We start from the raw sequence: 21976 nt of genomic DNA, 5'->3' as shown, positions 1-21976 counted from the left end.
GGTATCGGCTGCAGGTGCCAAGCGAATGCGGCGAAAGCGGGCCCGTGGCGGGGCAGTGCCCCAAAGGTCAGGCCGCGGCTTGCTCGGCACCGGCGGCGAGCAGCTGATGGACCCACAGGTCCATCTGTCCGCCGATCTTCTGCAGCAGCGCTGGATGATAATGCGTCACGTCCGCCATCTCGTCCGGGCTATCGATCACGTGCGCGACTTCCAGGAGGAACAGATGCTCCGGATTCTCCCGCGCCATCCGGCGCCACACCGCGTTGAAAATCCGGCAGCGTTCCGGCGAGTGGTTGAGGCCGAGGCGATACTTCTCGATCGGTGCGTCTTCGGGCGGCAGCACCACCAGCATCCGCAGGCCGTTCTCGATCAGGTGGATGCACAGGCGCAGCACGCATTTCTCGTACAGGCCAATTTCCAGCAGATGCCATTTCTTCGGCCAACGATTGTCGAGATAGTCGACGGTCGCCCCATAGACGAGGAAGGGCGGGAACGCCTGTTCCTTGTAGCTGCCATCGTCCATCATCCGGAGCGCGAACAGCCGCGGATTGTTGTCGAATTCGACCGCGGCGCGGAAGCGACTATAATGCGCGATGCCGCCGGACTGGCAATCGAACATAATGCGGATCGCCGGCTCGATAGCCGGTTCGGCGCGCAATTCGGCGCGGATGGCGGCGCGGACCTCGGGTTCGTCGAAGCCATGGTCCTGGATCCAGTCGGGCCGCACCCGGCTGAACCGACCGTCCAGCGCGCTGAAATCCGCATCCGGCCAGTTCACCCGGATCTTGCCCAGCGCAAATTCCTCCAACCCCATATGCATCGCGCGGCACGAGAAGGTGAAGTGCACCAGCCGCTGATCGACATGGTCGTACATCACGAAGCCGACCAAGCCGTAGCGACCATATTTGTCCCAGGCAAAGATCGACCAGCTGTGGTTTCGGGTGACGTTGATGATATCGCGTTCGAGTGCGGCGGGGTCGACGCGCGACTGGGTATAGTTGAGCTGGTTGGCGCGGTTGATCAGCTCGGCGATACGCGGCACGAACTCCAGATTGTCCATGAGGAAGGGCGCGCAGGCGCACAGGCCGGACGCGCGCAGGAAATCGTCGTTCGACTGGCCGGGCACCACGGCGCGATCGCGCTTCTTCGCTTCGAGCAGCCGATAGTCTTGCACGCGACTGCGCTTCCCGGTCTGCATCGCGAGCAGCCCGGTGAGTTGGTCGTCGGCATCGGGCGCGGTGGGGTCGAGCGTCTGGATGTCCGGCAGCGCGTGGCGCACCTCGCCCAGATTATGGGGATTGTCGTCGATGAACAGCACGTTGGCGGGGCGCAGCTGCATGTCGGCGATGATCCCGCGGATCGCCTCCGGCTTGGGCGTGAAGGCGATATGCGGGAAAACGAATTCGTCCCACAGGCCGAACGCCTCCAGTTGCGCCCGCCCCGCCGCCTCATCATTCTTCGAGCAGATCGAGGACACCACGCCGCGCGCGTTGAACGCCCGGATCAGGTCCGCCCGGCGCTCGAACAGCGTTACCGCATCGCCCTCGGCGAGGGTGCCCCGCCACAGCGTGTCGTCGAGATCCCAGAGGATCAGCTTGATCGGGGCAGTCCACATCACCTGCCCATTATAGGTTGGTTAAGGGCGAATCGGGCTCACAACAGCCCCTTGTCGCGATACCAGCGCGCCGTCTCCGCCAAGCCCGATTCGGTTGGCACCTGCGGCGTCCACAGATTGGCCGGCGCTCGGTGCGCGGGATCGGCCACCCAATCGGGATGGCAGAAATAGGAGACGCGATCCGGCGTCAGCTTCGCCCGCCTGCCGCGCACCAGCCGATCGACGCGCGCGCCGGCCATCAGCACGGCTTTGGGGAGCGACAGGGCGAGCACGCGCCGGCCCACCGCCGCGCCGATCGCGTGGGCGAAGGCGGGATGACTCCAGCCTCCTTCCCGCCCGTCATCGGGATCGATCTCTCCGGGAAAGCGCTCCGTCGCGGCGAGCGCGAGCAGCAGCCGGCCCAGGTCGCTCACCTCGATCACCGAGATGCGTCCGCCCGGCGGCAGCAGCGCAAGCCCGAAGCGGGCAACGCGGAACAGCTCCAGCATTTCGAGATCGCCGGGGCCATAGATCGCCGGTGGTCGCACGATCGTCCAGTCGAGCCCGGAAGCGCGCACCAGCCTGTCCGCTTCGCCCTTCGACCAGCCATAGGCCGACAGCTGCGGCTCGCGGCTGGCGAGCGAGGAGACATGGACGAAGCGCCGCACGCCAGCGCTGGTCGCCGCGGCAAGCATGTTCGCAGTGCCGGTGATGTTGCCGCGCGCGAAGCCGTCCTGATCGGGTGCATTCACCACGCCCGCGACATGGATCACCGCGTCGGCACCCTGGCAAAGCTGCGCCAGCGCCTCGAGCGCGTCGAGATCGCCGCGGATCCAGGTCAGGCCTGCTTGCGCGGGCTGTTCGCGGCGCGTGAGCGCCCGCACCTCGTGCCCCGCAGCCAGCGCCAGCGCGATCAGCCGCGAACCGACAAAGCCGGTGCCGCCGGTGATGGCAAGGACGCTCACAGCAGCGCCATATGGCTGCGATGGACGAGCGCGCTGCGCGGGGCATAGCCCAAGATCGCGCCGACTTCCTCGCTGCGCCGCCCCACGATGCGGGAAGCATCGACATGGCCATATTCGGCGAGCCCGCGGGCGAGATGCTTGCCGTCTGGGCCCACCACCACGATCAGGTCGCCGCGCGCGAACCGCCCTTCGACGCGCGTCGCCCCGGCCGAAAGCAGGCTGCGCCCGTCGCGCAGCGCCTGCGCGGCGCCGGCGTCGATATGGATCGCGCCCTTCGCCGTCAGGCCGCCGCGCAGCCACGCCTTGCGTGCGGCCGCGCCCTTCTGCGCGAGGAACAGCGTGCCCCTGCCCTCTTCCGCCAGCCGCGCCAACGGGTGCGCCACGCGCCCGTCGGTGATCGCGAGATGGGCGCCGGCGCTGGTGGCGATCCGCGCCGCCTCGATCTTCGACACCATCCCGCCCGAACCCATGCCCGAGGCCGAGCCGCGATCCGCCATCGATTCGATCCGCTCGTCGATCACCGTCACCACCGGGATCAGCGTCGCATCGGGGTTGGTGTTGGGATTGGCGGTGTAGAGACCGTCGACATCGGAAAGCAGCACCACGCCGTCCGCATTGGCGGCGCTGGCGACCCGTGCGGCCAGGCGGTCATTGTCGCCGAAGCGGATCTCCTCGGTCGCCACCGAATCATTCTCGTTGATGACCGGCACCACGCCGAGCCGCAGCAGCCGATCCAGCGTCGCGGAGACGTTGAGATAGCGCCGGCGATCCTCGAGGTCGTCGAGCGTAACGAGCATCTGCGCGGCGGTAAGCCCCTGATCGTGCAGCAATTCTGCCCAGATGCTCGACAGGGCGATCTGCCCGGTTGCGGCCGCCGCCTGCGCGTCTTCCAAGCTGGCGCGACCGCCCTTGGGCAGCTTCAGCCGCCGCGCGCCCAGCGCGATCGCGCCGGAGGAAACCACCACCAGCTGCTGCCCCAGCCGCGCCCGCGCACCCAGATCGGCGACCAAGCCGGCCAGCCAATCGCGGCGTACCTGCCCTTCGGCATCCACCAGCAGCGACGAACCCACCTTCACGACCAGCCGGCCACAAGTGGAGGGCGTGAAGCCGATCGCATCGGCGGAGGCAGCGGGCGCGGACATTGCGGGGCTCTTAGCGGTGCCGCTCGCCATCTGCCAAGCCGATCAAACGATCGATTCGCGCTGCAGGTCGCAGCAATGGCCGCTTCCCGCCGCCGCCAGCGCCGCCGTCACCGCGTCGCGCGTCTCGCTGTCGCCGGCGCGGATCTCGCCCAGCTCGGCTGCGGTCAGCAGCACCACCGGCACCACGCGCACGGTCGACAGCGGCATATCTTCAATCCACGTGGCGAAATCGGGCTCCGGACCGCCGATCAGCACGCCCAGCACATCGTCCGCCGTCAGGAAATACGACGGCATCCGCGCGGCGATCGCAGCGGAGGCGGAGACATTGGTCAATTCCAGCGGGATTGGGCCGTGGCGTTCCAGCGGCGCCAGAATGCCCCGCTCCTCGGCCACGATCGCCGCCACCCGCCGCAGGACTTCGAGCATCCAGCCATCGCCCGCCACCTGGGACGCGGCGCCTTCGCCCGCGCCTTCGATGAACAGCTCGACCTCAAATCCGTTGGTGGCGCTTGCGTCGTCCAGTGGATCGGAAAGCCCATCGGTGGCGAGCAGGATCGCACTGCCGCGATGGATCAGCCGATAGGCCTCGTGCCCGCCCGGCCAGCGCGATCCTGCCGGCGCGCTGGACAGGATTCGATCGCTGGTGGGCCCGAGTGCTTCCCAGAACCGCGCCCGCGCCGCTGCCGAACGATCGGCGAGGCTGGCGGGTGCGGCATGGGCCGTCTTCGCCTGCGGCCGCGCGCGAAACAGCCCACGCAGCCAGCCCAAAGCACCCATCAGCACCCTCCCCAAACGAGTCAGGGGGCTGGCAATGCCCTAGAAATGCGTCAGACCGGCGACCATTCGACGGGTTCCTCGTCGTCATCCGCGGCGATGTCGCGCGCGATGCCGGGGCCCGGCCCGATCGCTTCCAGCAGCTGATCGAGCACCCAGTCCACGCCGGTACCGGCCGCGCCGGAGATCGGAATCACCTGCGCACCGCTCGCCTCTTCAAGCTCGGCCGACAGCGCGGCGATCAGTTCGTCGTCCAGCGTATCGATCTTGTTGAGCGCGACCACCACCGGCTTGTCGATAAGGCCCGCGCCATAGGCTTCCAGCTCGTCGCGTACGATGCGGTAGCTGGTGGCGACATCCTCGTCATTCGCGTCGATCAGGTGCAGCAGCACCTGACAGCGTTCGATATGGCCCAGGAAGCGATCGCCAATGCCCGCGCCTTCCGCCGCGCCTTCGATCAGGCCGGGGATGTCCGCGATCACGAACTCCTGCCCCTTGTGGCGCACCACGCCCAACTGCGGCCGAGTGGTGGTGAAGGCATATTCGCCCACCTTCGCCTGCGCGTTGGTCACCGCGTTGATGAAGGTGGACTTGCCGGCGTTCGGCAGACCGACCAGCCCGGCATCGGCGAGCAGCTTCAGGCGCAGCCAGACCCAGGCCTCGTCGCCCGGCCAGCCGGTGCCGTGCTGGCGCGGGGCCCGGTTGGTCGACGTCTTGTAGCTCGCGTTGCCGCGACCGCCATCGCCGCCGCGCAGGAACACGACGCGCTCGCCTTCCTTGGTCAGGTCGAGCAGCAGCGTACGTTCGTCGTCGTCCGCCAGCACCTGCGTGCCGATCGGCACCTTGATCACTAGATCGTCACCGCCCCCGCCGGTGCGGTTCGATCCCGATCCGCCGGAGCCGCGCGGCGCCCGGAAATGCTGGGTGTAGCGGAAATCGATGAGCGTATTGAGGCCCGCGACGGCTTCGAAAATGATGTCGCCGCCCTTGCCGCCGTTGCCGCCATCCGGGCCGCCATATTCGATGAACTTTTCGCGCCGGAAGCTCACGGCACCGGGACCGCCCGTACCGGAGCGGACGAAAATCTTTGCTTGATCGAGGAAATGCATCGCAAGCCCATAGACGTTCGGCGCGATTCCGTCACCCCCGGCAGCGTCGGCGCGCCGCGCACGTCGCACAAACGACACTTTCCGGGTGGCATCGGCGTTCAGCACGGCTATACGCGAGCGGATCATTTCCGCTCATACGCCGTTTCGTGGGCGCAAGGATCAAGCTCGAAGGACGTTCAGCCACCCGCATGAATTCGATCGATCGCTACATGGCGCGGCTGATCGCGGTGCCGCTGATCTCCACCCTGATCATCTCCGCCATGCTGCTCGTGCTGGATCGGATGCTGCGGCTTTTCGAATTCGTCGCGACCGAAGGAGGGCCGGTGAGCGTGGTATGGCGGATGCTCGCCAATCTGCTGCCGGAATATCTGGGCCTCGGCATCCCGATCGGGTTGCTGCTGGGCGTGCTGCTCGCCTTCCGCCGATTGGCGACCAGCTCGGAGCTAGACGTGCTGCGCGCCGTGGGCGTCAGCTACACCCGGCTGCTGCGCGTGCCCTACATGTATGCGATCGTGCTGGCGGCGGTAAACTTCGCGATCGTCGGCTTCGTTCAGCCCACCTCGCGCTACAATTATGAGCAGCTTCGCTTTGAGCTGCGCTCCGGCGCGCTGGGTGCATCGATCAAGGTGGGCGAGTTTACCAATTTCGGTTCGAAGATGACGCTGCGGATCGAATCGAGCCAGAATGAAGGGCGCGACCTGCGCGGCATCTTCGTGCAGATGACGACCAACGACGGCACGCCGCTGGCGGTGACCGCGCAGACCGGCCAGTTTCTGCGCTCGGACGATCCGGACACGATCATCTTCCGCCTCACCAACGGTCGCCTGGTCCATCAGGACAAGAGCTCGCCGGTGCCGCGCGTGCTCACCTTCAGCACCCATAATCTGCCGATCCCGCTCCCCAAATATGAGCAGTTTCGCAAGCGCGGCGACAGCAATCTGGAACGCACGCTACCCGAACTGGCGGTGATCGGGCGCAACCGCACCGCCGATCAGGTGGAGCGCGAGACGAGCCGTTCGGCGTTCCACTATCGCATGGCCGAAGTGACGACGATGTTCCTGCTGCCCATGCTGGCGGTAGCGCTGGGCATTCCGCCGAAGCGCTCCACGTCGATGCTCGGCGTGTTCCTGTCGATCCTGATGATCGTCACCTATCACAAGGTGAATGAATATGCGCAGGGCGTGGGCAGCCTGGGCCTGATCGATCCGCTGATCGCGCTATGGGTGCCGTTCGCCATCTTCGCGGGGCTGACGATCTGGATGTACTACACCGTGGCCTATGTACCCGGTGGGCAGCCGATCGGCGCGCTGGAGCGCGTGTTCGCCAAGACGGGCAAGCTGATCGGCCGCTTCCTGCCGGGCGGCCGCCGTCGCCGCCGTCTGGCGGAGGCCGCGAAATGAGCCTGCGCGCGCTGTTCCCATCCCAAATCGTCTCGCTTTACATGGCGCGGCTTTTCGTTGTGCGGACTTTCGCGCTGCTCGGCGCGCTCGTCCTGGTGCTGACGTCGCTCGATCTGCTGACGGAATCGGCGGGAATCCTTGCCTATCCCGGTAACGGCAATGCGGAGATCCTGCGCTACGTGACGCTACGCGTGCCGCAGATCGTCGCGACCTTCCTGCCCTATTCGGTACTGGGCGGGGCGATCTTCACGCTCGCGCAGCTCAACCAGAACAGCGAAGTCATCTCGCTCAAGTCGGGCGGGCTTTCGGCGCACCAGGTGCTGGCGCCACTGATGCTTTCCGGGCTTGTTGTCGCAGGGCTTTCGTTCGCGTTCAACGACCGTATCGTCAGCCGCGCCACGTCCACGCTCGAACAGTGGAAGAAGGTTGATTATGCCCCCCTTCCCGTCGATCGCGGCGATCGCGCCAATGTGTGGGTGCAGTCGGCCGGCAACCTGATCCAGGTGAACCAGATCAAGGGCAAGGGCACGGCCGCCCAGCTGTACGACATCAAGGTCTATGAGCGGGAGAACGGCTCGCTTACCTCGATCCTGACGGCGAAGCACGGCGTCCTTGCCGGCAATGGCTGGCGCGTGGACGGCGCCCAGCGTTTCGATGTCGCGAGCGGTACGCTGACGACGATCGGCACCACCGTCATCGCACAGGGCGTGCGCCCGGATCAGTTCACCCTGGCCCATGTTGATCCCGATTCGCATTCGTTCAGTGAACTGCGCAGCGCAATCGGCGAATTGCGCCAGGCCGGCCGCCCGACCAAGGCGCTGGAGGGATCGCTGTGGCACAAGCTCTCCGGCCCACTGTCGGCGCTACTGATGCCGCTGCTGGGCGGCGTCTCCGCCTTCGGCCTGGCGCGTTCGGGCAAGCTGTTCGTGCGCGTGGTGATCGGGATGGCGCTGGGCTTCCTCTATTTCGTCGCGGATAATTTCGCGCTGGCGATGGGCAATCTCGGCGCCTACCCGCCCTTCCTCGCGGCCTGGGCGCCCTTCCTGCTGTTCCTGATGATCGGCGAGGCGGTGCTGCTGCGGACCGAGGAGTAGCGGGGCCGCACCTCGCGCAACGCTGTCGTGCACCTGGGTAAAGTGCAGCGCGCGGATGTTGCTATCGTCGCCCGCGGAGCGTATCCCTGAAACCTCTAAAAGGGCAAAGATATGAAGGGCTTGATCTACGCCGCGGTGCTCGCGGTATCGGCAACGGGATCCGCGGAGGCGGCGCTCCTCACGCGCAGCTTCAATGTCACTGCCAATCAGTTCATGAATTTCGCGGGCCAGCCAGCCCCCTTCCAGACGTTCAGCGCCGATATCACGGTTACATGCGACAATACCAAGAACGGCTTTTTCGGCGCACCGGATTACTTCCGCGTCATCACCGATGGGCAAGTCAACGCGGCACCCTTCTCGACGGCCCCGATCGCCGGCTATTTCGGGCCAAACGATTTCGTAAGAACCGGTCGCATCGGTGTCGGTGGCGCGATCAACGGCGGGAACGTGTCGCTGCCGGGGACGGACGACTTCTACATCGTGTTCGACGTCGACACTATCGGCAGCGGTTCGGTGTCCTTCGTCACGGCGTCGCAGACCGGCGCCTTCCTCTCAGCCGGTGCTGTCGTGCGCGAGACGACCGCGTCGGCACCCGTTCCTGAACCCGGCACCTGGATGCTGCTGTTGGCAGGGATTGGCGTCGTCGGCGTCGCGATCCGCCGTGCTCGGCCGGCGCTTGCCCCCGCCTGATCTTCGCGCCTGAAGAGGGTAGGAAATCGACGCAGTCTACTTGCCAGGATGCGCCTTCGCCCAGTCGAGCGCCTCCTGCAGCGTCGTCACCCACACCTCGCCGCGATGCTGCGCCAGCCATGCGACGAACTTGCGATGCTCGCCGTCCGACAGCACCGTATAGTCGCCGCCGACGCCGTGGAACAGGAACACCGCCCAGCCACCACCCTGTTCGGCCTCGCGAACATAGGCGATCATCTTTTCCGCCGTGGCGCCCACGTCGAACGGGCGTGAGGGCACGCGCATGGGATCCGTCTTCGAAACGTCCGCGCGCGCGCTGGAGGGCGCGTCCGCCACGCCGCGGACATAGGTGACGGTGCCCGCCTTGCGAAGCTCTTCCAGATAATCGACGCCACCCGCCAGGCTCTGCCCGCAAGGTGTTGCCATGCCGTGGCGGTCCTTGCCGTCCAGCGCGTGCAGAAGCACGTTCATCTGCGCGATCTCGCGGAGCATACTCGCCGGCGTATAGGCTTCGCTCACATAGCGCGGATCCGCCGGGTACACATCGTGCGTGCACGGATGGAACATGGTGTGGTTGGCCAGCTCGTGGCCTGACATCGCGGCGCGGCGCCAGCGATCGACATCGGCCTCCTTTACATTGGCGAGGAAGAAGGTGCCCTTCAGCCCCGCGGCGTCCAGCGCAGGGATGGCATTGGCAAGGTGCGATTCGAGCGCGTCGTCATAGGTGAGCACCACCGCCGCCTTTGCGCCGTTCGGCCAGCGCGTCTGTGCGCTTGCCGGCAATGCCGCCAGGATCAGTCCGCCAATTGCCAGTGCGAGTCTCACGCCCATGCCCCTCTCCTGCATCGATCGGGCGATGCTAGCCGGCACCGTGCCGCGCGCAAGGCCGCGGCAAAAGAAAGGGCCGGTGCACCCTGGTGCCCGGCCCCGATCCCCCCGACGGTCGGCGTTCAGCGCTGCCGCATCGTGCCCTGCGCCAGTTTGACGACCAGGCCCGACAGGGTCGGATAATTGGCCTTGTGATACGCAGAATTCGGATCTAGCGCGGCAACCAGCCGGCGATGCGCCTCGCCCAGCGAATGATACGGCACTGCCGGCAGCAGATGGTGCAACGCGTGGTAGCGCAGGCCCACCGGCGCCCACAGATAGGGCAGCAAGCCCGGCTCCGGCACGTTGACACTATCGAGATACTGGGCCGTCACCGTCAGCGGTTCGCCTTCATTCTCCCACAGATGCGCGACCAGCGTGCGAACCTGGTTGAGCACGGCCGAAGCGGCGACGATCACGATATAGGCAAGGAACGCGCGCAGCGGCAGGATGCCCGCCACGGTGATCCCGATCAGCACCATCGCGAACAGGCTCGCGCCAAGCTCCTGCCAGAACCACTGGCGGCGGAACTCGCCTTCCGGCGCGCGGCGCTCGAAGGCCGGGTTGATCTGCAGCCCCGAATAGCGCGCGACAACCAGGCGGCGCAGCCTGGGAAACAGCAGCGAGAGCGGCCCCAGCACGGCAAAGCGGATCAGCAGCCCGATCGGCATCAGCACCGAGACGAGCAGGAACAGCGGCAGCGTCCACGGCTTCATCCGCGCGAGCGGCAGATACTCGGGATCCTGATCGGTGCCATAGCGAGTCCGCGCGTGGTGCAGGCTGTGAATGCCTTCATACATGAACGACGGCAGCAGCAGCGGAATCCCGACGATCAGGTTCCATCCCAGCCGGAAGCCGGGCAGCAGCGAATGCTTCAGGTGCGTGATCTCGTGGATGAACAGCTCGGCACGGTAAAGCGCCAGCACCGCAATCACCCCGCCGATCACCGCGACCAGCGGCGAAGCCGCAAACATCGCCGTCGCCATGCCGGCATATCCGATCGCTGCGGAAAGCAGGCAGTCGGTCCAATACAGCCACTGCTTGGGCGTGTGGAGATCGCGGGTCAGCTCCGCGGCGGCGCGCAACATTGCGCGATCGTCCGGAACGCCCGAAAGCCGGATGCGCGCGATCGTCGCCGAGACTTCGGCGTCCGGAAGATCGAAGGCAAGCGATTGGGTCATAGGAGATGCCATTGGCCTTAGATAGTGGCTATATGGTGGCAGTACAGGGCACCCTAAGGGCAGGTTGCCGCGCTGCGCGCCTGGAGCTTGACAGGCGCCTTCGGACGCAAGACTGCATTGCGCCGCATCAAGAATTTCTGGGGAACACTCACTTGGCTAGTGCCGATCTTCAGGTCCGGCCCGTTTCGGGCAAGGCTGATACCAAGGCGTTCATCGAACTGGCCTATCGCCTGAACGGCGACGATCCGCATTGGGTGGCCCCCTTGCGCGAGGAAGTGGCGGCGACGATCAGCCCGAAGAAGAACGGCTGGTTCAGTCATGCCGAAGCGCAGCTGTTCCTGGCGGAGCGCGCGGGCAAGGTGGTCGGCCGCATCTCCGCACACATCGATGCACTGGCCTTGCAGATGCCGGCCGAGCAGGGCTTCGGCCCCGGCACCGGCTTCTGGGGGCTGTTCGAGGCGGAGGACCAGGCGGTCGCCGCGGCGCTGATCGCCCAAGCCGAAAGCTGGCTGCGCGCCAAGGGCATGACCAAGGCGCTCGGCCCGGTCAGCCTGTCGATCTGGGAAGAACCCGGCCTGCTGGTGAAGGGCCACGATCACTCGCCAACGGTGCTGATGGGCCACCATCCGGCGCACTATCAGGGCTGGATTGAGGCGCTGGGTTATGGCCCGGCCAAAAAGCTGGTCACCTATGAAGTGGATATTAGCGGCGAGTTCCCGCCCATCGTGCAGCGCATCGTCGCCGCCGGCGAGAAGAACCCGCGCATCCGCATCCGCGAGGTGGACAAGAGCAAGTTCGCCGAGGAAGCGGCGATCATCCTCGCCATCCTCAACGATGCTTGGTCGGATAATTGGGGGTTCGTGCCGCTCACTCAGCCCGAAGTGGATGATGTCGGCAAGAAGCTGAAGCCGCTGGTGTTCAACGATCTGATCCGCATCGCCGAATATGATGGCGAGCCGGTGGCATTCATGGTCACCCTGCCCGATTTGAACGAACCGCTGAAGCCGCTGAAGGGCTCGCTGTTGCCGTTCGGCTGGGCGAAGCTGCTGCTGTGGCTGCGTCGCCCCAAGGCGCGGACGATGCGCGTGCCGCTGATGGGCGTGGTGAAGCGGCTGCAAAGCTCGCGCATGGCGAGCCAGCTGGCCTTCATGATGATCGAATATATCCGTCGCGCGGCGGTGACCCGTTATGGCGGGAGCCGCGGCGAGATCGGCTGGATTCTGGAGGACAATCAGGGGATGGTGGCGATCGCCGATGCGATCGAAAGCAGGATCAACCGCGAGTATCTGATCTACCAGAAGGCGATCTGAAGCGGCGGAGGCGGCCGGCTGCGGGATGGGAGGCCTCTGCCATCCCGCATGCGGCGAGCAAATGAATTATTCTTTGGTCGGGTCGATACCCGTGCGATCGATCCACTCTTGGCGAGTCCGGCAGGTCTTCCGCGTGATGTGCGAGCCGGTAACCGGGCCCTTCACGCAATAGAGCACCGAAGGATCAGCGGCGGCTTCGGCCATCGTCAGCGGCTTGGAAACTTTCTTGGCGGCGACGGCGCGCGGCAGGTCGCGGTCGGAGGCAGCGGCGGGCGAAACCAGGGCGAGCGTGCCGGCGGCAGCTCCCACCAGTGCGACGCCACGAACGAACATCGAAAGACGGGCGGGGTTCATGTTGGGCTCCTGTTTGACTAGCGTTTGGTCCGACTTGGCGTTGTGCTCGTCGGTACCTCATACTCTGCAGGTGCCGTGCCAGTTTTCCTTATCGCCTCTTTTCAATAGCTTACGAAATTTAACAGAACTGTCTTATTGCCATAAGGCGGTGCAATCCGCCGAAACGTGGCAAAGCGCGCTAACAAGCACGCCATCAGATTTGTTTCCTTCTATAAAACTTCACGCGGATCACCGCGCGGCCGCGTTACCGTAGCGTCACCCAGGTCGGCGCATGGTCGCTCGCCTTCTCGCGGCCGCGATATTCCTTGTCGACACCCGCACCGGTGAAACGATCGGCCGCCTGGGGGCTGAGCAGCAAGTGGTCGATGCGGAAACCCGCATCGCGTTGCCAAGCACCGGCCTGATAGTCCCAGAAGGTCCACACGCCGCCCTTGGGAAAGCGGGTGCGCAGCGCATCCGTCCAGCCCTGCGCCAGCAACATACGATAGCGCTCGCGGCTTTCGGGCTGCATCAGCGCGTCCTCGGCCATCGCCCGCACCGAAAAGCTGTCGTCGTCGTTGGGGATGACGTTGAAGTCCCCCGCCAGGATCGCCGGCCGCTCCTCGGCCAGCAACTCGGCTGCGCGTGCGTTCAGCCGCTCCATCCAGCGCAGCTTATAGTCGAACTTCGGTCCCGGCTGCGGATTGCCGTTGGGCAGATACAAGCCGCCGATGATCAGATCGCCGACCTCGGCTTCGATATAGCGGCTGTGCGCATCCTCGGGATCGCCCGCCAGCCCACGCTGGCGCTCGACCGGCTGTTGGCCGCGCGCCAGGATGGCAACGCCGTTGAAGCCTTTTTGCCCGTGCCACACCGCGCCATAGCCGGCCGCTTCGATTGCGGGGACGGGCAGCGTTTCGTCCGAACTCTTCAATTCCTGCAGGCAGACGATGTCGGGCTGCTGCTCGGTGAGATACTCGATCAGGCGATCCAGGCGCGCCTTGATGCCGTTCACATTGTAGCTGACGATTTTCAACGGGGCGCGCTCAGATCGAGAAGCTGGTGCCGCACCCGCAACCGGATGCCGCGTTGGGATTGGTCACCGCGAAATGCGCGCCTCCCAGATTGTCGATAAAGTCGACCTGCGCTCCGCGCACCAGATCGAGACTGATCGGATCCACCACCAGTCGCACACCATCGACTTCCACCACGCTATCGTCGGCCTCGGCCGATTCGGCCAAGCCGAAGCGATATTGGAAGCCGGAACAGCCGCCGCCTTCTACCGAAAGCCGCAGGATCGCCGGCTTGGCCTGCTTCGTGGCGATCGCGGCGACCCGCGCCGCGGCAGCGGGGGTCAACGCGATGTCGGGCTGTTCGAGCATGGTCGTCATGCGGACGAGATAATGTGTCGGTCCCCGTCCGGCAATGCGCTCAACGGCTCAGCGCGGACCACCCACCGCGCCACCGCTCACCGGCGCCTGGGCGATATACTCGCCCGACTGGATGAAGGGGATCGGATTGATCGCGCGCCCGTCGAGACGGACCTCGTAATGGAGGTGCGTGCCGGTCGAACGGCCGGTCGAGCCCATCAGCCCGATAATCTGGCCGCGGCGCACTCGGGTGTTGTCCGCCACCAGGATCTTGGAGAGATGGCCATAGCGCGTCTCGATGCCGTGGCCGTGATTGACCTGCACCAGATTGCCATAGCCGCCCTGGCGACCGGCATGCGAGACGATGCCGTCGGCGGTCGCATAGATCGGCGTGCCGGTCTGGCCCGGAATGTCGACACCGGCATGCATCGCCGCGGTGCCGCGGAACGGATCGGAGCGCACCCCGAAGTGCGAGGTAAAGCTCACATGCTGCACCGGCTGCATCGACGGAATGGAGATCGACGTCGATTCGATCGAATCCAGCTTCTTCCAGGTGAGGAACAGCGAGCGGAACTGCGCATCCGCATCGGCCATGCTGGCGGTTGCGGCTTCCTCATCGCTGACGGGTTCATAGGGCCCGCCCATCGCCACCTCGGCCTTGACGAAGCGGCTGGGCGAAAGGCCCAGCTTGCGGATCCGGGCGGTCGCTTCGCGTACGCGGGCCTTGCCGACCTGCTGCGCCTTGACGGCCAGCGCCACCTGACGCGCCTCCAGCCGGCGCAGCGGTGCGGTGATCTCTCGGGCGAGCGCGCTAGTCTTCTGCGGCACCGCGGGAAGCTCCTGCGCCAGCACCGTGCGGTCGGCCTTGCCGGAAACGACGGCGTTCAGCATCGCCTGCCGCTGTTCGATCTTCTCGGCATGCAGTCGCGCTTCTTGCTTGGCAGCGGCGACCTCGGCGCGCATCCGGGCGACTTCGGCGCGCATCGCCGCCACCTGTGCCTCGGGCGAGCCTGGATTGGCGGCGGCGCCGGTGAAGGTGATCGCGCCGGCCATCGCCTGCGACACCCCATAGCCCGAGAACAGCACGGTCAGCGCGGCGGCACTAGCGAACAGCGCCTGCGAGCGGCCGCAGATGCTGAACCGGCGCAGGCCCCGGCCATCATGCAGGATGACATCGCGTGTGGTGAACAAATCCCGGAACTTGCGTGCGAAATCGTCGTTCTTGCGTTCGGACGGTGAAGCCATGAGTCCCCGGCAAATCATGGAAGCCCACACCGTGCGACCCGGCGCATCGCTTCAGGATGGTGCGAACGGATTGGGCAGCCCCTGTCCTCTCCGTCCCGCTTAAGGACTCTTTTGGAGGATAATCAGCCGTCGACAAGCGCTTGGTAGTAATCGCGCGTCAGACCGGCTGAGTCGCGCGCCGAGTCGTTGAACGGCGGCTTAACCGCACCTCGGAAGTGGGTACGAACCAATGCCTGCCACGTCGTTTCCGGCACGCAACGAGCGGCCTTGCAGGCCGACTCGAACCACTCCGTACCAGCCCTTACATGGCGGATTTCGTCAGTAACGATACGGGTCAGGATCCTCGCCGTTACCCGGTCTCCGGCGGATTCGAACCGCTCGATCGTCGCGGGCGTGACATCCAGGCCACGGGCTTCCAGCACCATCGGCACGATCGCCAGCCGCGCCTTGGCATCATGGGCGGTTTCGGTCGCGGCATCCCACAGCCCGTCATGCGCCGGCAGCGCGCCATAGCAGCTGCCCAGGCTGCGCAGCCGGCGGTCGAGCAGCGCGAAGTGCATCGCCTCGTCGGCGCCGACGCGCATCCAGTCGTCGATAAAGCCGGTCGGGAACTGCGCGCCGAAGCGGCCGACCAGGTCGAACGCCAGATCGATCGCGACGAATTCGATATGCGCCAGTGCATGAATCAGCGCGATCCGGCCGCGTTCGGAGCCGCCGCGGCCGCGCTTGGGCATGCGGTTGGGCGGCAGCAATTCAGGCGCGGCGGGGCGCGCCGGGCGATCGGGCATGGCGACCTCGAAGCGGAAGTCGAGACGGCCCAGCCGCCAGTCGCGCGCGGCGGCGCGGGCCCGCATCACCTTGTCGGTCGGGTCGGCGGCGTCGAGCACCGCCCGCACCGCCTCGCCCACGCTTTGCTTTTCGGTCACCCGAGCGCCTTTGCGGCTTCCAGCACCTCGGCGGCATGACCAGGCACCTTCACCTTGCGCCAGGCGCGCACCAGCATGCCCGCAGCGTCGAACAGGAAGGTCGAGCGCTCGATGCCCATGTACTTCTTCCCGTACATCGATTTCTCGACCCACACGCCCAGCGCCTCCATCAGCGTGCCGTCCTCGTCGGTGGCGAGCGGCACGGTGAGGTCGTACTTGGCGGTGAATTTCTGATGCTTGGCGGGCGAATCCTTCGAGATGCCGAGCAGCTTCACGCCGAGCTCGGTGAACTCGGGCATCAGCGCGGTGAAATCTTGCGCCTCGCGGGTGCAGCCCGAGGTATCGTCCTTTGGGTAGAAATAGAGAACGAGCGGCGCGCCTGCGCCCCAGTCCGGAAGCGCCAGCGCGCTGCCGTCCGCCGCTGCCAGCGCGTTCTTGGGGAGCGCGTCGCCCTGCTCGATGCTCATCATATGGTCTCCGTCAGTTGCCTGCCTGGATCGCGGCCCAGCAGTCGCGCACCTCCTGCCGTGTCGCGTAGAGCGCCGCAACCACTGCTTCCCAATCGGGCAGGCCGAGCGCGCGGGCGATCAGCGCCCGGGTGTTCTCGCCCGGCGGCTGCGCATCGGGCGCAACGAGCCGCAGGGTCACCAGCAACCGTGTAAGGAAATCATGCGCAGTCCGGGCCGAAGCCGGCATCAAACCCTGCCCGACCAGTGCATCGATCGCCTGCTCCAGCCGCGGATTGAAGCCGGTGCGGTGACATAGCTGCTGTACGTGCACGGCGAACTCCAGATCTACCAGTCCGCCATCCAGCAGCTTGGCATCCAGCGGACCGATCGGCGGCTTGTGCGCCGCCATATCCGCCCGCATCTTACGCGCGTCGGCAAGAATGTCCCGCTCGGGTCGCGCGCCGTGCAAAACGCGGGCGATAATCGCCTCCACCTGCGCACGCGCCGCTTCGGAACCGTACACGGGCCGCGCCCTCGTCAGCGCCATATGTTCCCAGGTCCAGGCATCCTTTTCCTGATAGGCCGCGAAGCCTTCGAGCGACACCGAAAGCGGCCCTTGCGTGCCCGAAGGCCGCAGCCTCGTGTCCACTTCATAGAGCGGCCCCGCCGCCGTCGGCACTGACAGCGCCGCCGTCACGCGCTGGGCCAGCCGGTTGTAATAGGTAACCGCGCCCAGCGGGCGTCGGCCATCGGATTCTGCCGCATAGTCGCCGGTGAACAAATAAATGAGGTCGAGATCCGAAGCGTGGGTCAGGGCCGCGCCCCCCATGCGTCCGAGCGCAAGGATTACCAGTTCGCTGTCCGCCACGCGCCCGTGCTGGCCGGCGAATTCCTCGACCGTAGCCGCGGCGAGCACCTGGATTGCCGCCTCTGCCACCCGCGCATAGCCAGCGGAGACGTCGAGCGGGTCGCTAGTGCCTGCGACGATCTGCGCACCGAGGGCGAAGCGCTTCTCGTTGACGAGGCGCCGGACATGTTCGAGCTGCCACTGATAATCTGCGCCCCGCTCCGCTGCTGTCATCGCCTTGGCCAGTGCGGCGCCGTCCTCCATCGGCGCAAATGCGCTCGCATCGATCAGCCCGTCGAGCAGTTCGGCTCTGCGGCCGAGCTGCTCGGCCAGCGTCGGCGCATGGCTGAGGATCGTGCTGAGCAGTCGGGTGAGTGCCGGCTGCGCCTCCAGCAGGCGGAAGATGTTGATTGCGCTGGGCAGCCGCTTCAGCATCGCGTCGAAGCGGGTGATTGCATGTTGCGGATCCGGCGCCGTGCCGAACGCGTCGATCAGCACGGGCAGCACCGCTTCCAGCGCCCCTTGCGACGCCGGGCTGCGCAGCGCCGGATAGGTCGCCCCCCGCCACCCATCAATGATGCGGCGAGGCGTTTCGGCATCGGCGAACCCCGCCTTCGCCAGCCGTTCGCCGAGCAGATCCGGATCGCTCGAAACGCCGCCGCCGCCCGCCTCCGCGAGCGCATCATAGATGCGCCCCACCCGCTCCACCTGCGGCTGGAGCAGCGCAATCAGCGCGGCGCCATCGGCTACGCCGTGCAGCCGCGCGACGTGATCCAGCGCGGCCGGATCGCTCGGTAGCGTGTGAGTCTGGCGGTCGTCGATCATCTGCAGCCGATGCTCGATCGTGCGGAGCAGCACATAGGCCGCGTCGAGCGCGGCAGTCTCGTCGGGGTCGATCCGGCCGGCTCCCGCGAGCGCGGCGAGCGCATCGCGCGTCGCTGGTGCGCGCAGCGCAGGATCGCGACCACCATGGATCAGCTGGTGGATCTGCGCGAAGAATTCCACTTCGCGAATGCCGCCGCGCCCGCGCTTGAGATCATAGCCGGGGCCGAAGCGTTGCCCTTGCTGGTAATGATCGCGAATGCGGCGGGAGATTTCCTGGATCTCGCGGATCGTGCCGTAATCCAGCGCGCGCCGCCACACGAACGGGCGGATCGCGTCGAGGAAATGCTGCCCCAGCGCCAGATCCCCGGCCGCCGCGCGGGCGCGGATAAAGGCGGCCCGTTCCCAGGGTAGCGCCTGGCTCTCATAATAGCTGATCGCCGCGTCTACCGGCAGCGCGATCGGCGTTACTTCGGGCGAGGGCCGCAGCCGCAGGTCCACTCGCAGCACATAGCCGTCGCCATCGCGGGACTGGAGCAGTTCCAGCACGCGCCGGGCGATTCGGACGGCAGCTTCCTCGGGCGCTTCGCGCGGGCGGCACGGCAGCGTTTCGGGGTCAAAGATCAGGATCGGGTCGATGTCGGACGAATAATTGAGTTCGCGGCTGCCCTGCTTGCCCAGCGCGAGCGCCGCAAAGCCTCGCACCGGCGCATCCGGCGTGCGTTCGCGGATTGCCGCTACGATCGCGCGATCCAACGCCAAGTCGGCAAAGTCGCTCAGTAGCCGCGACACCCGGTCGAAATCATAGGCACCGGAAAGATCACCGATCGCAGCGATCAGCGCAAGCCGGCGGCGTTCGATGCGCAACTGCCGGGCGATCGGCTGGTCGCTCGCCGACGCGCGCGCTGCAGCCAGTGGATCGTCGAGGGCTGCGGCGGGGTCTTCCGCAAGGTCCTTTTCTCGGTTGAGTGCCTGGTTCAGGAATGGGGAGTGGGCACGAATGCGATCGAGTGTCTCGGAAAGGGAAAAGTCCGTCACGCCGTCCGCCTATCGTCCAGAAACCGCACAACTGCGATAAACCGCAGAAATGCAAAGCAACGAATGCGTTGCATAGTCGTTTTGAGCGCGTGGTACAGACGGCATCCTCGAACGCCCGAGAGGCAAACGTGGCAACACTTCAACGCGTGAAGGCGCCGCGCCCGTGCGACGGCGTCGCTGCCGCGCTTCGCAACGCCTATATCGACGATACCAGCCTGCCCACGGAAATGGCGACACTGCTCGCCAAGCTCAGCGAGGGCGAACCACGCAAGGGCTGATCATCGAGGCGGACTCGCCTCAGCGACCTTGCATGTCGCGGTGCGCGGAGGGAATTTGTACGGTAAGCCCGTCGAGCGTGTCGTTCAGTACGATCTGGCAGGCGAGGCGGCTGGTGCGCACCGCCCCAATTGCGAGGTCCAGCATATCTTCTTCCTCCTCGCTCGCTTCGGGAAGCCGGCTGAAATCGACGGCGGGCAGGATAACATGGCAGGTCGAACAGGCCATCTGCCCCTCGCACGTACCTTCTAGCGGCTGACCGGCATTCTGCGCCACTTCCAGCAGCCGCGCACCGGGGGGGGCCTCCACATCCTGCACTTGGCCGCCGGGCCCTTCGAAGCGAACGCGGATCATAGCGGCACCCGCTGTGCATCGGCTGCGGCCAACAGTCGGTCGAGCGCGGTCATTAATTCCCCCTCGCTGGTCATGCGGCCGAAGCCGATGCGGATACTGGAACGCGCGGCGGCATCGGAAAGCCCAATGCCTCGCAAGACATGGCTGGAGCGTCCCGATCCGCTGGCACAGGCCGAGCCTGCAGAAAAGGCGATGCCGCGTAGATCGGCCATCAGGCGGGCAACGTCCAGGCCCTCGCGCCGAACGTTTATATTGCCGCGATAGCGCTGTCGCTCGCACCCGTTAAGTTGCCAGCCAGCGCCGGCAAATGCGGCGCGTGCCAGCGCGAATAGCCGGTCGACATGTGCGACATCGGCCTGTTCCCGCGTTACCGCCAACTTAGCCGCCGCCCCGAAGCCGGCGCAGAGTGCAGGGGAGAGCGTGCCCGATCGGCCGGGCACCTCCTGCCCCCCGCCGTGCAGCAGCGGCGCTAGCGCCACGCCGTCGCGCAACCACAACGCGCCGATCCCCTTGGGACCGTGTATCTTATGGGCGGAGATGGCGATCAGGTCACATGTATTGGGGATCGGCACGCGGCCAAAGCCCTGCACCGCATCGCAAAGGAACAGCGCGCCGGCGGCATGGGCGATCTCCGCCAGCGCCGCAATCGGCTGAATCACACCGATTTCGTTGTTAACCAGCATCGCGGCAACCAGCCCCGTGCCAGGCGCAATCGCTTGGCGTGCGACCTCCAGATCGACCAGCCCGTCGCCACCGACTGGCAACACCGTTACCGGCCGGCCCGACGCCGCTTCGGCCGCAGCCGTGTCCAGCACCGCGGCATGTTCGGTCGCCAGCGTCACAATGCCGCCCTTCGTGCCCTGAATCGCCCAGTTCAGCGCCTCGGTCGCGCCGCTGGTGAACGCCGTCACCCCATGCTTCGGCAGCAGCGCCGCTATGCGCGCGCGCGCCACATCCACTGCTGCCTTGGCTGCGCGACCGGGGGCGTGGGGGGAATGCGGATTGGCGTGCTGATGCTCCAGCCAGGGTAACATCGCTGCCAGCGCCTCGGGCGCGAGGGGTGTCGTCGCCTGATAATCGAGGTAGATCATGCCGCGCGAGTCCGTGCGTCTGCTGCGGTCTGCCGCCACAGCGCGGCGAAACGATCTACATCGTCTTCGGTCGTGCCGCGGCCGAAGCTGACGCGGACGACTTCGCGCAGCGCAGGCTCGCTCCATCCCATAGCCGTCAGCACATGGCTAGGCCGCATGCTGCCGGAGGAACAGGCGCTCCCCGCCGAGACCGCCACGCCGGCCAGGTCGAAGCGGATAAGCTGCGCGGCTGAAGAGACCCCCGGCATGCGATAGGCACCGATCAGCGGACTACGCGGGCTCGCGGCGCCCACCACTTCGCCGCCCTCGCCGAGGATTGCCGCCTCGAGCCGTGCGCGCAGCGCCGCCATGTGTGCGAGATCCTCCGGCACCTCCACAGCCGCGGCAAAGCCGAGCGCGCCGGGCAGATTCTCCGTGCCTGCCCGGTACCCCTTCTCCTGGCCGCCCGTCGGAAGCAGCACGCCAAAATCGCGGACCAGCAGCGCGCCGATCCCCGGCGGCCCGCCTCGCTTGTGGGCAGAGACTGCGACCAGATCGGCGTGGCGCAGCACCTCGGCATCGGCATGCGCCGGCATCTGCGCCGCATCGACGAGAAGGATCCCGCCCGCGTCGTGCACCGCGCCTGCGATCGCCGCGATCGACTGGCGGATGCCCGTTTCACTGTTTGCCCATTGCACGCAGACCAGCGCACGCCCTGCGCCGTCCAGCGCGCGCGCTAGCGCGTCCATCTCCACGTGGCCGTTCGCGTTGACCGGCAGCACCGTGGCACCTTCGGAAAGGCGTAGCACAGCGTCATGCTCCACTGCGGTGACGATCCGCCTGGCGGCAACGCTGCGCCCGAGCGCGATGCCCAGCGATTCGCTTGCCCCGCTGGTCAGCACACACTCGTGCGCCCAGCCATAGGCTGCGGCGATGCGGCGGCGCGCATCCTCCAGCGCCGCCTTGGCTGCGCGCCCATCGCCGTGCGGCGAGGATGGATTCGCCCAGCGCGCCATCCCCTCCGCCGCCGCAGCGATCGCGACGGGCAGGATCGGCGTGGTCGCCGCATGATCCAGATAGATACGCGTTGCCAATTCCGTTCCAATTGCGTCCATTGCAG

General features: G+C 66.4%; 22 protein-coding genes. 5 read left to right on the top strand and 17 right to left on the bottom strand.

The window, feature by feature from the left end; all coding sequences use genetic code 11:
* Positions 1 to 67 precede the first annotated feature (67 nt).
* The 5 genes from B215_RS0106240 to obgE are packed head-to-tail and all read right to left on the bottom strand — an operon-like array spanning position 68 to position 5584.
* On the bottom strand, positions 68 to 1615 hold the full coding sequence (locus tag B215_RS0106240; protein ID WP_019368783.1) for a hypothetical protein: 1548 nt from the start codon (positions 1613 to 1615) through the stop codon (positions 68 to 70).
* Between the two features lie 38 nt (positions 1616 to 1653).
* A complete protein-coding gene (locus B215_RS0106235; RefSeq protein WP_019368782.1) occupies positions 1654 to 2559 on the bottom strand; it encodes an NAD-dependent epimerase/dehydratase family protein in 906 nt (301 codons plus the stop codon).
* A complete protein-coding gene (gene proB, locus B215_RS0106230) occupies positions 2556 to 3701 on the bottom strand; it encodes a glutamate 5-kinase (protein ID WP_037513118.1) in 1146 nt (381 codons plus the stop codon). The genes B215_RS0106235 and proB overlap by 4 nt, the downstream gene beginning before the upstream one ends.
* Positions 3702 to 3743: 42 nt before the next feature.
* A complete protein-coding gene (locus B215_RS0106225) occupies positions 3744 to 4478 on the bottom strand; it encodes a suppressor of fused domain protein (RefSeq protein ID WP_019368780.1) in 735 nt (244 codons plus the stop codon).
* A gap of 50 nt (positions 4479 to 4528) precedes the next feature.
* Positions 4529 to 5584: a GTPase ObgE gene (gene obgE / locus B215_RS0106220; RefSeq protein ID WP_026009010.1), complete on the bottom strand. Its 1056-nt coding sequence runs from the start codon at positions 5582 to 5584 to the stop codon at positions 4529 to 4531.
* A 188-nt stretch (positions 5585 to 5772) separates the two neighbouring features.
* On the opposite strand from obgE, the gene lptF reads away from it, so the two are divergent.
* From lptF to B215_RS0106205, 3 genes are all read left to right on the top strand, one after another.
* Positions 5773 to 6984 (top strand): LPS export ABC transporter permease LptF, encoded by a 1212-nt coding sequence (gene lptF, locus B215_RS0106215; RefSeq protein ID WP_019368778.1) that lies wholly within the window; start codon positions 5773 to 5775, stop codon positions 6982 to 6984.
* Complete coding sequence (gene lptG, locus B215_RS0106210) at positions 6981 to 8078, top strand: LPS export ABC transporter permease LptG (RefSeq protein ID WP_026009009.1); 1098 nt, start codon at positions 6981 to 6983, stop codon at positions 8076 to 8078. The genes lptF and lptG overlap by 4 nt, the downstream gene beginning before the upstream one ends.
* A 111-nt stretch (positions 8079 to 8189) precedes the next feature.
* Entirely contained in the window at positions 8190 to 8768 is a 579-nt protein-coding gene (locus tag B215_RS0106205) for a PEP-CTERM sorting domain-containing protein (protein ID WP_019368776.1), read from the top strand.
* A 36-nt stretch (positions 8769 to 8804) separates the two neighbouring features.
* Here B215_RS0106205 and B215_RS0106200 read toward each other — a convergent pair whose 3' ends face one another.
* Together B215_RS0106200 and B215_RS0106195 are read right to left on the bottom strand one after the other, a co-directional pair.
* Positions 8805 to 9599 carry a polysaccharide deacetylase family protein gene (locus tag B215_RS0106200; protein ID WP_019368775.1) on the bottom strand — a complete coding sequence of 265 codons (795 nt, stop codon included), beginning with the start codon at positions 9597 to 9599 and terminating at the stop codon, positions 8805 to 8807.
* 119 nt (positions 9600 to 9718) lie between these two features.
* Positions 9719 to 10816, bottom strand: a complete 1098-nt coding sequence (locus B215_RS0106195) for a fatty acid desaturase family protein (protein ID WP_019368774.1) — start codon at positions 10814 to 10816, stop codon at positions 9719 to 9721.
* Positions 10817 to 10968: 152 nt separating this feature from the next.
* Here B215_RS0106195 and B215_RS0106190 point away from each other — a divergent pair, with 152 nt between their 5' ends.
* A complete protein-coding gene (locus tag B215_RS0106190; protein WP_019368773.1) occupies positions 10969 to 12126 on the top strand; it encodes a hypothetical protein in 1158 nt (385 codons plus the stop codon).
* A 66-nt stretch (positions 12127 to 12192) separates the two neighbouring features.
* Here the strand turns inward: B215_RS0106190 and B215_RS0106185 are convergent, their stop codons facing one another.
* The 7 genes from B215_RS0106185 to B215_RS0106155 form a co-directional block, all read right to left on the bottom strand.
* A complete protein-coding gene (locus tag B215_RS0106185) occupies positions 12193 to 12480 on the bottom strand; it encodes a hypothetical protein (protein WP_152997752.1) in 288 nt (95 codons plus the stop codon).
* A gap of 244 nt (positions 12481 to 12724) precedes the next feature.
* Entirely contained in the window at positions 12725 to 13495 is a 771-nt protein-coding gene (gene xth / locus B215_RS0106180) for an exodeoxyribonuclease III (protein ID WP_019368771.1), read from the bottom strand.
* A gap of 10 nt (positions 13496 to 13505) precedes the next feature.
* Positions 13506 to 13850, bottom strand: a complete 345-nt coding sequence (erpA, locus tag B215_RS0106175) for an iron-sulfur cluster insertion protein ErpA (protein ID WP_019368770.1) — start codon at positions 13848 to 13850, stop codon at positions 13506 to 13508.
* Between the two features lie 48 nt (positions 13851 to 13898).
* A complete protein-coding gene (locus B215_RS0106170; protein ID WP_019368769.1) occupies positions 13899 to 15074 on the bottom strand; it encodes a M23 family metallopeptidase in 1176 nt (391 codons plus the stop codon).
* A gap of 122 nt (positions 15075 to 15196) precedes the next feature.
* A complete protein-coding gene (locus B215_RS0106165; RefSeq protein ID WP_019368768.1) occupies positions 15197 to 16000 on the bottom strand; it encodes a ferritin-like domain-containing protein in 804 nt (267 codons plus the stop codon).
* Positions 15997 to 16470 carry a peroxiredoxin gene (locus B215_RS0106160; RefSeq protein WP_019368767.1) on the bottom strand — a complete coding sequence of 158 codons (474 nt, stop codon included), beginning with the start codon at positions 16468 to 16470 and terminating at the stop codon, positions 15997 to 15999. The genes B215_RS0106165 and B215_RS0106160 overlap by 4 nt, the downstream gene beginning before the upstream one ends.
* A 10-nt stretch (positions 16471 to 16480) precedes the next feature.
* Entirely contained in the window at positions 16481 to 19156 is a 2676-nt protein-coding gene (locus B215_RS0106155) for a bifunctional [glutamine synthetase] adenylyltransferase/[glutamine synthetase]-adenylyl-L-tyrosine phosphorylase (protein ID WP_019368766.1), read from the bottom strand.
* Between the two features lie 128 nt (positions 19157 to 19284).
* Here B215_RS0106155 and B215_RS21265 point away from each other — a divergent pair, with 128 nt between their 5' ends.
* The gene (locus B215_RS21265; RefSeq protein WP_156804358.1) at positions 19285 to 19434 is read left to right on the top strand and encodes a hypothetical protein; all 150 of its coding nucleotides are present in this window, start codon (positions 19285 to 19287) and stop codon (positions 19432 to 19434) included.
* Between the two features lie 19 nt (positions 19435 to 19453).
* On the opposite strand, the gene B215_RS0106145 is transcribed toward B215_RS21265, so the two are convergent.
* The 3 genes from B215_RS0106145 to B215_RS0106135 are packed head-to-tail and all read right to left on the bottom strand — an operon-like array spanning position 19454 to position 21950.
* Positions 19454 to 19786: a 2Fe-2S iron-sulfur cluster-binding protein gene (locus B215_RS0106145; RefSeq protein ID WP_019368764.1), complete on the bottom strand. Its 333-nt coding sequence runs from the start codon at positions 19784 to 19786 to the stop codon at positions 19454 to 19456.
* Positions 19783 to 20877 (bottom strand): cysteine desulfurase family protein, encoded by a 1095-nt coding sequence (locus B215_RS0106140; protein WP_026009006.1) that lies wholly within the window; start codon positions 20875 to 20877, stop codon positions 19783 to 19785. Before B215_RS0106140 ends, B215_RS0106145 begins: the two co-directional genes overlap by 4 nt.
* Positions 20874 to 21950: a cysteine desulfurase family protein gene (locus B215_RS0106135; RefSeq protein WP_019368762.1), complete on the bottom strand. Its 1077-nt coding sequence runs from the start codon at positions 21948 to 21950 to the stop codon at positions 20874 to 20876. Before B215_RS0106135 ends, B215_RS0106140 begins: the two co-directional genes overlap by 4 nt.
* Positions 21951 to 21976: the final 26 nt, after the last annotated feature.

Source organism: Sphingomonas sp. ATCC 31555 (genome assembly GCF_000282895.1).
In the GTDB taxonomy this organism is placed as follows: Bacteria; Pseudomonadota; Alphaproteobacteria; order Sphingomonadales; family Sphingomonadaceae; genus Sphingomonas.
Note: the sequence above shows the minus strand (reverse complement) of the source record. Positions and strands in the feature narration are given on the sequence as shown.

Coding starts and splice junctions, on each gene's coding strand:
- B215_RS0106240 (WP_019368783.1), bottom strand. CDS start 1,615: ATGTGGACTGCCCCGATCAAGCTGATCCTCTGGGATCTCGACGACACG.
- proB (WP_037513118.1), bottom strand. CDS start 3,701: ATGTCCGCGCCCGCTGCCTCCGCCGATGCGATCGGCTTCACGCCCTCC.
- B215_RS0106225 (WP_019368780.1), bottom strand. CDS start 4,478: ATGGGTGCTTTGGGCTGGCTGCGTGGGCTGTTTCGCGCGCGGCCGCAG.
- obgE (WP_026009010.1), bottom strand. CDS start 5,584: ATGCATTTCCTCGATCAAGCAAAGATTTTCGTCCGCTCCGGTACGGGC.
- lptF (WP_019368778.1), top strand. CDS start 5,773: ATGAATTCGATCGATCGCTACATGGCGCGGCTGATCGCGGTGCCGCTG.
- lptG (WP_026009009.1), top strand. CDS start 6,981: ATGAGCCTGCGCGCGCTGTTCCCATCCCAAATCGTCTCGCTTTACATG.
- B215_RS0106205 (WP_019368776.1), top strand. CDS start 8,190: ATGAAGGGCTTGATCTACGCCGCGGTGCTCGCGGTATCGGCAACGGGA.
- B215_RS0106200 (WP_019368775.1), bottom strand. CDS start 9,599: ATGGGCGTGAGACTCGCACTGGCAATTGGCGGACTGATCCTGGCGGCA.
- B215_RS0106195 (WP_019368774.1), bottom strand. CDS start 10,816: ATGACCCAATCGCTTGCCTTCGATCTTCCGGACGCCGAAGTCTCGGCG.
- B215_RS0106185 (WP_152997752.1), bottom strand. CDS start 12,480: ATGAACCCCGCCCGTCTTTCGATGTTCGTTCGTGGCGTCGCACTGGTG.
- erpA (WP_019368770.1), bottom strand. CDS start 13,850: ATGACGACCATGCTCGAACAGCCCGACATCGCGTTGACCCCCGCTGCC.
- B215_RS0106170 (WP_019368769.1), bottom strand. CDS start 15,074: ATGGCTTCACCGTCCGAACGCAAGAACGACGATTTCGCACGCAAGTTC.
- B215_RS0106160 (WP_019368767.1), bottom strand. CDS start 16,470: ATGATGAGCATCGAGCAGGGCGACGCGCTCCCCAAGAACGCGCTGGCA.
- B215_RS0106145 (WP_019368764.1), bottom strand. CDS start 19,786: ATGATCCGCGTTCGCTTCGAAGGGCCCGGCGGCCAAGTGCAGGATGTG.
- B215_RS0106140 (WP_026009006.1), bottom strand. CDS start 20,877: ATGATCTACCTCGATTATCAGGCGACGACACCCCTCGCGCCCGAGGCG.